Below are 9,606 nucleotides of genomic sequence, written 5' to 3' on the forward strand. Positions count from 1 at the left end.
GGCGCGGCCGGCGCGGTGTCCGTGGCGGGCGCGGCGTCCGCCGCAGGCGATGCGTCGGCTGACGCTGCCGCGGCGCGGCTCTCGGCGATCAGCTCTTCCAGGCGCGCGCCGCGCAGCCGCCGGAACGTGCGGTGCGCGCGGGCGCGGTCCAGGATCGCCACCTCAAGCTGGGCGGCGGTCAGCCCGGCCTGGTCGCCGTTGGCCGCGGCCGCCGACCCGGACGACGACGACGAAGACGAAGACCCAGAGGCCGACGACCCAGAGGACGACCCTGACGCGCCCTGCGACGGCGCCGCGAGCGCGGCGAGCGCCGCACCGAGCGCCTCTGTCAGCGACATCCCGTCGGAGAACCGCTCCTTGAGCTGCGCGGACACCACGTCGGCCTGCCCGCCGAAGGCGACGAAGCCCGGCTCGTCTGTCACCGAGCCGTCCCAGGTGATCCGGTAGATCTGGTCGGCGTCCGGCTGCGCGCCGACCTCGGCGACCACGATCTCCACCTCGTACGGCTTGCTGCTGTCGGTGGCGATCCCGCCGAGCGTCTGCGCGTACCAGTTCGCGACGCCGCGGGCGGTGACGTCGCCCCGGTCGAACTGGTAGCCGGTCACGTCGGCGTAGGTGACGCCGGCCTTGCGCAGGGTCTCGTACTCGTTGTACCGGCCGACGGCGGCGAACGCGATCCTGTCGTAGAGCTCGCTGATCTTGTGCAGCACGCTGGAGACGTTCGGCGTCACCATCAAGATGCCGCCCGCGTACTGGAGCACCACGGAGCTGCGGCTGCGCGCGACACCCTTGCGTGCGTAGTCGGCCTTGTCCCGCATGGCCTGTTCTGGCGAGACGTAAAACGGCATGGACACCGCGGGCGCTTCCTTTGCTTGTCGTCGTGTCGTCGTGTCGTCGTGGGGGGAAGGGGTCTAACCGGGCAGCCGCTAGCTGGTGCCGCGCAGCTGCGCGAGCGGGCCGTCCGGCGAGCGCATCCGGCTGTCCACGACCTCCTGGGCGTACTCCGCGGACTCCGCGTCGGGCAGCCGCCTGAAGCCGTCGTCCGTGATCGTGGCGATGACAGGGAAGATCCGCCTGGTGAGGTCAGGCCCGCCGGTGGCGGAGTCGTCGTCGGCCGCGTCGTAGAGCGCCTGCACGCAGGCCAGCACCGCGTCGTTGACCTGCATGTCGTCGGAGTACAGCTTCTTGAGCGAGCTATTGGCGAACACCGACCCCGAGCCAATCGAGTGGAAGCGGTGCTCCTCGTACGGGCCGCCCGCCACGTCGTAGCTGAAGATCCGGCCGGTGCCTGCCGCCTCGTCGTAGCCGGCGAACAGCGGGACAACAGCCAGCCCCTGCAGGGCGCCGCCGAGGTTGCCGCGGATCATCGTCGCGAGCCGGTTCGCCTTGCCCTCAAGGGACAGGGGCCGGCCCTCCATCTTCTCGTAGTGCTCGAGCTCGACCTGGAACAGCCGGACGAACTCCAGGCCAACGCTCGCCACGCCGGCGATGCCCATCGCGGAGTACTCGTCGCTGCGGAACACCTTCTCCACGTCCCGCTTGGCGATCATGTTCCCCGCCGTTGACCGCCGGTCGCCGGCCAGCACCACGCCGCGCTGGCACGCGGCGGCGACGATCGTGGTCGCGCGCGGCAGGGTCTTGATGACGTCGCTGCCGCCGCTCCCCGCGGGCAGCACGATCGCTTCCCGGCCGAACCCTGCCGGCAGCAGGTCGGGCGCGTACGAGGCGAGGAAGTGCGTGAACGAGGGAATCCGCGCCGCCATGAACGCCGCCGGCTGCCGTGCCGTGCCGTCGAAGTGTCCGCCCACGCCGCCTCCCTGCCGAGTCTGTTGCTCCTGAGCAGACACTACTGCCCGTTCGGAGTGTGAATGTACATGCCGGGACCCGCGCTTCTTTCGCCCACCGCGAACCCCGGCGGGACCTTACTGGCCGCCCTTCTGGACGTAGGAGCGGACGAACTCCTCGGCGTTCTCCTCGAGCACCTCGTCGATCTCGTCGAGGATGGCGTCCACGTCGTCGGACAGCTTCTCGTGGCGCTCCTTGACCTCATCGACCGAGGCGGCCTGGTCCTCCTCGGTCTCCTCGGCCCGCCGCGTGGTCTGCCGCTGGCCTCCGGTGTCCTTGTTCGTTGCCATCTGTGGTACCTCCGTCGTTCCGGGGGTGGGCCCCCCGACAGCTCCAACGTTATCGTCGCCAGCGGCGAGCCCGTCCAATCCTGCGCCGGGGTATTGGTACCAAGTTGGCTCGTCCGCTAATCCTGGGCGGTCAGCGCGGCGACCAGGTCGGCGGCCGTGCGGCAGCGATCAAGCAGCTCACCGACATGGGCACGCGTGCCGCGCAGCGGCTCGAGCGTGGGGACCCGCTGCAGCGACTCCCTGCCGGGGATGTCGAAGATCACAGAATCCCAGGAGGCCGCGGCGACCGAGTCCGCGTACTGCCGCAGGCACCGGCCGCGGAAGTACGCCCTGGTGTCCTCTGGCGGGTTGTCGATCGCCCAGCTGACCGCGTGCTCGTCGGTCATCCGGATCACACGGCCGCGCGCGGCGAGCCGGTTGTACAGGCCCCGTTCCAGCCGCACGTCGGAGTACTGCAGGTCGACGAGCTGCAGCCGCGGGTGGTCCCAGCTCAGCCCGTCCCGGCTGCGGTAGCCGTTGAGGATCTCGAGCTTGGCGACCCAGTCCAGCTCCCTGGACAGCTGCATGGGGTCGTCGGCCAGCCGGCCCAGCACCGACTCCCAGCGGTTGAGCACGTCGGTGGTCAGGTCGTCGACGTCGGTGCCGTACTTGTCCTCGGTGTACTTGCGGGCCAGCTCCAGGTACTCGGTCTGCAGCTGCACCGCGGTCATCTTCCGGCCGTCCCGCAGCGTCACCAGGTGCCGCAGCGACGGGTCGTGCGATACCGCGCGCAGGTCCGCGACGGGCGCCTCGAGCGACAGGTCGCCGTTGAGGAACTTGTCCTCGATCATCGCGAGCACCAGCGCCGTGGTCCCCATCTTCAGGTAGGTGGCCACCTCGCTCATGTTCGCGTCGCCGATGATCACGTGCAGCCGCCGGTACTTCTCCGGGTCGGCGTGCGGCTCGTCGCGGGTGTTGATGATCGGGCGCTTGAGCGTCGTCTCCAGGCCGACCTCGACCTCGAAGAAGTCCGCGCGCTGGCTGATCTGGAACCCCGACCCGCGCCCGTCGGCGCCGATCCCGACCCGGCCCGCGCCGCAGACCACCTGCCGGGTCACGAAGAACGGCGTGAGATAGCGCACGATGTCGGCGAACGGCGTCGACCGGCGCATGAGGTAGTTCTCGTGGCAGCCGTAGGACGCGCCCTTGTTGTCGGTGTTGTTCTTATACAGCTGGATGCCGTGGCTGCCCGGGACCGTGGCGGCCTTGGCCGCCGCCTCCGCCATGATCCGCTCGCCGGCCTTGTCCCAGACCACCACCGACAGCGGGTTGGTGCATTCGGGCGCGGAGTACTCCGGGTGCGCGTGGTCGACGTACAGCCGCGCCCCGTTGGTCAAGATGACGTTGGCCAGCCCCAGGTCCTCGTCGGTCAGCTGCGTGGAGTCCGCGGCCTCCCGCGCCAGGTCGAACCCGCGCGCGTCCCGCAGCGGGTTCTCCTCCTCGAAGTCCCAGCGGGCGCGGCGCGCCCTAGCGGCCGTCGCCGCCTGGTAGGCGTTGACGATCTGCGACGACGTGACCATTGCGTTGGCACCCGGCTGTCCCGGTACGGCGATGCCGTACTCGGTCTCGGTGCCCATAACCCGCAGCACACTCATAGTTGTTCAGCGTAATACCGGCTGACTCCGACGTCGCCCGGCACGCTCCGCTCGTAACTCAAAGGTACTGACCCGTGTTCGCGATGGTGTCGATGGAACGGCCCGCCTCGGTGCCCTGCTTGCCCGAGACAAGGGTCCTGATGTAGACGATGCGCTCGCCCTTCTTGCCCGAGATGCGCGCCCAGTCGTCCGGGTTGGTGGTGTTCGGCAGGTCCTCGTTCTCGCTGAACTCGTCCACGCAGGCGGCCAGCAGGTGGGCGACCCGAATGCCCTTCTGCCCGGTGTCGAGGAACTCCTTGATCGCCATCTTCTTGGCGCGGGCCACGATGTTCTCGATCATCGCTCCGGAGTTGAAGTCCTTGAAGTACAGGACCTCCTTGTCGCCGTTGGCGTAGGTGACCTCGAGGAAGCGGTTCTCTTCTGACTCGCTGTACATCCGCTCGACCACCCGCTGGATCATCCCGTCGACCGTGGCCTCCCGCGAGTGGCTGTGCTCGGCCAGGTCGTCGGGGTGCAGCGGCAGCGCGGTGAGCACGTACTTGGAGAAGATGTCCCTGGCCGCCTCGGCGTCCGGCCGCTCGATCTTGATCTTGACGTCCAGGCGGCCTGGCCGCAGGATCGCCGGGTCGATCATGTCCTCGCGGTTGGAGGCGCCGATCACGATGACGTTCTCCAGGCCCTCGACGCCGTCGATCTCGGACAGCAGCTGCGGCACGATCGTGTTCTCCACGTCCGAAGAGACGCCCGAGCCGCGGGTGCGGAAGATCGAGTCCATCTCGTCGAAGAACACGATCACCGGCATGCCCTCGCTGGCCTTCTCGCGGGCCCGCTGGAAGACGAGCCTGATGTGCCGCTCGGTCTCGCCGACGTACTTGTTCAGCAGCTCTGGGCCCTTGATGTTGAGGAAGAAGCTCTTCCCCTCGGCGTGCTTGCCGCCGTCGCCGGCTCCCTCGGCCGCGTCCGCGGCGGTCTTGGCCGCGACCTGCTTGGCGAGGGAGTTCGCCACGGCCTTGGCGATGAGCGTCTTGCCGCAGCCGGGCGGGCCGTAGAGCAGGACGCCCTTGGGCGCGCGCAGCTGGTGCTCGCGGAACAGGTCCGCGTGCAGGTACGGCAGCTCGATGGCGTCGCGGATCTGCTCGATCTGCGTGGCGAGGCCGCCGATGTCGTGGTAGGAGATGTCCGGGACCTCCTCGAGGATGAGCTCCTCGACCTCGGCCTTCGGTATCCGCTCGTAGACGTAGCCGGAGCGCGGCTCGAGCAGCAGCGAGTCACCGCCCCGCAGGGTCTGGTTGAGCAGCGGTTCGGCGAGCCGGACCACGCGCTCCTCGTCGGCGTGCGAGATCACCAGGGCGCGCTCGCTGTCGGCGAGCACCTCCTTGAGCATCACGATCTCGCCGACCGTCTCATACCCCTGCGCGATGACGATGTTCAGTGCCTCGTTGAGCACGACCTCCTGGCCGGGCCGCAGCTCCTCGAGGTTCACGTTCGGGCTGACGTTGACCCGCATCTTGCGGCCGCCGGTGAAAACGTCCGCGGTGCTGTCCTCGCGCGCGCCCAGGAACACCCCGAACCCCGACGGCGGCTGTGCCAGCCGGTCGACTTCTTCCTTGAGGGCGACGATCTGGTCCCTTGCCTCGCGCAGCGTCGATGCGAGCCGCTCGTTCTGGCCGGTTACCGACGTGAGACTGGCCTCTGCCTCGCGGAGCCGCTCCTCAAGCAGGCGCACCTGGCGCGGTGAATCCGCGAGCCGCCTGCGAAGCACCGCGATCTCCTCGTCGAGGAAGGAGATCTGCGCGGTAAGGCTGCTCACCTCATCCTCGTGCCGCGAAGCACGGCCGCTGTCATCCCTGGCTGCCACGGCCCTCACCTCCTCCCGGGTAACACGAACTACCTAGACCCTACCTATCTGATGACCTTCTCCAAACCTGCTGGCGTCTATCCAATTGATCACACCTGCCGGCTTTGGGAAAGAATCCGCAGGATAACAGCCTATTCTCAACGCAGAGTCAAATATCCATCGCGGATCGTAACGCTTTCATTCCGTGGCTTCCTGGCCCTCCGTGATGCCCAGGCCAGCCGCCTCTGGATGGGCGCCCTTGGCGGGACGGCGGCGGCGGGGCGGGGCCGTCACGCCGTCGGCGAGCCGCCGCGCGGTCACCAGGAAGCCGGTGTGCCCGATCATCCGGTGGTCCGGCCGGACCGCCAGGCCGTCCACGTGCCAGCCGCGCACCAGCGTCTCCCAGGCGGCCGGCTCGACGAAGCCGCCATGGGCCCGAAGTTCCTCCACGACCCGCGACAGCTGCGTGGTCGTCGCCACGTAACAGCAGATCAGCCCGCCTGGGATCAGGGTCAGGGCCGCGTCGGGGACGCACTCCCACGGCGCGAGCATGTCCAGGATCACCCGGTCGAACGAGGCGGGCTCCCCCGCGGCCGCGGCGGAAAGCTCCCCGACCCGCAGCTGCCAGTGCGGCGGCGGCCCGCCGTAGAAGCGGGACACGTTCGCCCGGGCGATCTCCGCGAAGTCGGCGCGGGCCTCGAACGAGACCAGCTGCCCGGCGGAGCCGAGCGCGCGCAGCAGCCAGCACGACAGCGCGCCGGAACCGGCCCCGGCCTCGATCACCCGCGCACCAGGGAAGACGTCGGCGTACGCGACGATCTGCGCCGCGTCCTTCGGGTACACGATCGTGGCGCCGCGCTTCATCGCCAGCGTGTAGTCGGCGAGCAGCGGCCGCAGCGCCACGTAGGCGGTGCCGCTTGTTGCTGTTATCACGCTGCCTTCCGGCGCGCCGATCAGGTCGTCGTGCCGCAGCGAGCCGCGGTGCGTGTGGAACGTGCCGCCGGGCTGCAGGAGGATCTGGTGCATGCGGCCCTTGGGGTCGGTGAGCTGCACCAGGTCTCCGGCCGCGAACGGCCCGCGAGTGGTCATCCGGTAAGGGTAGCGACTCGGCGAAGCGAAATCAGACGCCGGCGAACACGTGGTCAAGGTCCTTCGCCGCGAGCACCCCGTACACCTGGCCGGAGGACTCCACCAGCAGGTACTCGCTGGCGGGCGCGCGCCGCATCGCCTCGAGCAGCGCCATCCCTGACAGGTCGGCTGACAGCACCAGGTTCGGCTCGATCGTCCTGGCCATCGAGCCCGCGTCGATCCACGGCCGTCGCTGCGGCGGGGTGGCCATCACCGCGGCCTCGTTCACGATCGCGATCGGCCTGTTGTCGTGGTCAACCACGACGACCGCGCGGGCGCGCGAGGCGTCCGCCTGCCGGATCGCCTCGGCCAGCGGCGTGCTCGCGGGCACCGAGATCGCCCGTCTGGCCAGGCGGCGCGCCTGCAGCTCGGGCAGGCGTTCGCGGAACTTGGTCGCCCGGATCGACTGCCCGGCCCCGATCCACATGAACGCGGCGATCACCACCACCCACAGCGTGCTGACCATGTCCCCGCCGGAGAGCTCGCCGGAGTAGAACGGGATGACGAGCAGCGCGATCGCCAGCACCCGGCCCACCCAGGCGGCGGCGATCGTGGCGGTCGCCGGGCGGCCGGTCAGCTTCCAGACCAGGGCGCGCAGCATCCGGCCGCCGTCGAGCGGCAGCCCGGGCAGCAGGTTGAAAATCCCGACGATGATGTTGGCGAACATCAGCTGCCGGACCAGCGACCCGCCGATGCCGGCGGTGACGACCCGCGTCAGCCCCCACCCGGCCGCGCCGAGCAGCAGGGAGAGCGCCGGACCGGCCGCGGAGACGCAGAACTCGCGGCCGGGCGTCTGCGGTTCCCGCTCGATCTCGGAGATGCCGCCGAGCGGGTAGAGCAGGATCCGCCGCACCGGCAGCCCGTAGCCGAGCGCGACCACCGAATGGCTCAGCTCATGGACGAGCACCGACAGGTACAGGAGCACCACGAAGGCCGCGGCGACCACGTACCGGGTGCTCCCGTGCAGCGAAGTGCTCAGGTCGTTGGCGTAGATGACGATGAAGACGCCGGCGATCACGAACCAGTACGGCGAGACGTACACCGGGATCCCGAACGGCCGGGCCACCACGATGCCGTGCTGCCCCTGCCGTTGCGGCTTCTCCTCCTGGCCACTTGCCACACCACCGATGCTACGTGCATCCGCGCCCGTTGCGGGCCGGTCGCCGTTGTCGCGCCCGCTTCGCGGAGCGCGGCACATGGCTGCGGAATGTCGGTGCCCTGCCCTACGGTTGCGCTGTGGACCTCGAATACCAGCCGGGCTTTCCTGTTGGCACAGACCGGCCCGCGGCGCTGTCGCCGTCGCGCGCGGCCGACTTCATGACGTGCCCGCTGCTGTACCGGTTCCGGGTGATCGACAAGATCCCCGAGCCGCCGACCCCCGCGACCGCGCGCGGCACGCTGGTGCACGCGGTCCTTGAACGGCTGTTCGACCACCCGGCCGCCGAGCGGACCCCGGAGGCCGCCCGCCGGCTGATCGTGCCGGAATGGGACCGGCTGGCCGCCGCCGACCCCGATCTCGCCGCACTCTTCGCCGATGATTCCGAACGAGCCGTTTGGCTCCGTGAAGCGACCGCCGCTCTTGAGGGGTATTTCACGCTCGAAGACCCCCGGCGGATCGAGCCCGCCGAGCGCGAGTGGTACGTGGAGACCGAGCTTGAGTCGGGGCTGCGGCTGCGCGGCTACGTCGACCGGCTCGACGTGACGCCGGCGGGCGACGTCCGGATCGTGGACTACAAGACCGGCCGGGTGCCGCGGGAGGCCTACGAGGCCAGCGCGCTGTTCCAGATGAAGTTCTACGCGCTCGTGCTGTGGCGGCTGCGCGGCCAGGTGCCGAAGCTGCTGCAGCTCATGTACCTCGCCGAGGGCGAGATACTGCGCTACGCCCCGGACGAGTCGGACCTGCTCGCCACCGAGCGGAAGGTCGCGGCGCTGTGGCAGGCCATCGAGCGGGCGCGGGCGGCAGGTGACTGGCGGCCCCGGCCGAGCAGGCTGTGCGACTGGTGCAACCACAAGGCGCTCTGCCCGGAGTTCGGCGGCACCCCGCCGCCTCTTCCCGGGCCGCCTCTTCCCGGGCCGCCCCTGCCCGGCCCGCCTCTTGCCGTGCCCGGCCAGCCCGTATCGCTCACCGAGAACCCGCTCGACTAGACGAGATATTACTTGATAAGGCGTCCTGGTGGAGGCTGGGACGGGGGCCGGGACGGAGGCGGGACGTGGGGATCATCGAGGCGCGGGGGCTGGCGCGCACGTTCAAGAGCCGCAGGCGGACGGTGGAGGCGGTCAGGGGGGTCGACCTGACCGTCGGCGACGGTGAGGTGGTGGGATTCCTCGGGCCGAACGGGGCGGGTAAGACCACCACGCTGCGGATGCTGACCACGCTGCTGCAGCCGACGGCGGGCACCGCCACGGTGGCGGGCGCCGACCTGCTCAGGGACCCGGTGGGGGTGCGCAGGAGGATCGGGTACGTGCCGCAGGCCATCGGCGAGACGATGGGCGGCACCGACCGGTCCTGCCTGGTGATCGAGGAACTGCTCGACCAGGCCGCGCTGTACCACATCAGGGCGGGCGCAGCCGCCAGGCGCGCCGAGGCGCTGATCGGGCAGATGGAACTCACCGGCCTGGAGGACCGGCTGGTCAAGACCTTGTCCGGCGGGCAGCGGCGGCGGCTGGAGATCGCGCTCGGCCTGGTGCACGAGCCGCCGCTCGTCTTCCTGGACGAGCCGACCACCGGCCTGGACCCGCAGAGCCGGAGCAACCTGTGGGAGCACATCGGCAGGCTCAGGTCGCAGGCCGGCACCACCGTCTTCCTCACCACGCATTACCTGGAGGAGGCGGACATCCTGTGCGACCGGGTGTTCATCATCGACCACGGCGT

At 69.9% G+C, this 9,606-nt stretch carries 9 protein-coding genes; 2 read left to right on the top strand and 7 right to left on the bottom strand.

Annotation, left to right across the window (positions count from 1 at the left end):
- The 7 genes from prcA to Q1N79_RS07565 all read right to left on the bottom strand — a co-directional run.
- On the bottom strand, window positions 1-848 hold an 848-nt coding region (gene prcA / locus Q1N79_RS07535), incomplete at its 3' end, for a proteasome subunit alpha (protein WP_300605959.1).
- A gap of 78 nt (window positions 849-926) precedes the next feature.
- The gene (prcB, locus tag Q1N79_RS07540; RefSeq protein WP_300605961.1) at window positions 927-1,763 is read right to left on the bottom strand and encodes a proteasome subunit beta; all 837 of its coding nucleotides are present in this window, start codon (window positions 1,761-1,763) and stop codon (window positions 927-929) included.
- A gap of 159 nt (window positions 1,764-1,922) precedes the next feature.
- Window positions 1,923-2,135 (bottom strand): ubiquitin-like protein Pup, encoded by a 213-nt coding sequence (locus Q1N79_RS07545; protein WP_300605948.1) that lies wholly within the window; start codon window positions 2,133-2,135, stop codon window positions 1,923-1,925.
- Window positions 2,136-2,251: 116 nt separating this feature from the next.
- A complete protein-coding gene (gene dop / locus Q1N79_RS07550) occupies window positions 2,252-3,769 on the bottom strand; it encodes a depupylase/deamidase Dop (protein ID WP_367185038.1) in 1,518 nt (505 codons plus the stop codon).
- Window positions 3,770-3,827: 58 nt separating this feature from the next.
- Entirely contained in the window at window positions 3,828-5,636 is a 1,809-nt protein-coding gene (arc, locus tag Q1N79_RS07555; RefSeq protein ID WP_300605952.1) for a proteasome ATPase, read from the bottom strand.
- 168 nt (window positions 5,637-5,804) lie between these two features.
- The gene (locus Q1N79_RS07560; RefSeq protein ID WP_300605953.1) at window positions 5,805-6,695 is read right to left on the bottom strand and encodes a tRNA (adenine-N1)-methyltransferase; all 891 of its coding nucleotides are present in this window, start codon (window positions 6,693-6,695) and stop codon (window positions 5,805-5,807) included.
- Window positions 6,696-6,726: 31 nt separating this feature from the next.
- Window positions 6,727-7,854: a site-2 protease family protein gene (locus tag Q1N79_RS07565; RefSeq protein WP_300605955.1), complete on the bottom strand. Its 1,128-nt coding sequence runs from the start codon at window positions 7,852-7,854 to the stop codon at window positions 6,727-6,729.
- Window positions 7,855-7,970: 116 nt separating this feature from the next.
- On the opposite strand from Q1N79_RS07565, the gene Q1N79_RS07570 reads away from it, so the two are divergent.
- Both Q1N79_RS07570 and Q1N79_RS07575 read left to right on the top strand, forming a co-directional pair.
- Entirely contained in the window at window positions 7,971-8,879 is a 909-nt protein-coding gene (locus Q1N79_RS07570) for a PD-(D/E)XK nuclease family protein (RefSeq protein ID WP_300605957.1), read from the top strand.
- 65 nt (window positions 8,880-8,944) lie between these two features.
- Window positions 8,945-9,606, top strand: a 662-nt coding sequence (locus Q1N79_RS07575) for an ATP-binding cassette domain-containing protein (RefSeq protein ID WP_367185039.1), incomplete at its 3' end; no start/stop codon positions are given.

It is taken from the genome of Trebonia sp., from assembly GCF_030042015.1.
In the GTDB taxonomy this organism is placed as follows: domain Bacteria; phylum Actinomycetota; class Actinomycetes; order Streptosporangiales; family Streptosporangiaceae; genus Trebonia.

Coding starts and splice junctions, on each gene's coding strand:
- prcB (WP_300605961.1), bottom strand. CDS start 1,763: ATGGCGGCGCGGATTCCCTCGTTCACGCACTTCCTCGCCTCGTACGCG.
- Q1N79_RS07560 (WP_300605953.1), bottom strand. CDS start 6,695: ATGACCACTCGCGGGCCGTTCGCGGCCGGAGACCTGGTGCAGCTCACC.
- dop (WP_367185038.1), bottom strand. CDS start 3,769: ATGAGTGTGCTGCGGGTTATGGGCACCGAGACCGAGTACGGCATCGCC.
- Q1N79_RS07545 (WP_300605948.1), bottom strand. CDS start 2,135: ATGGCAACGAACAAGGACACCGGAGGCCAGCGGCAGACCACGCGGCGG.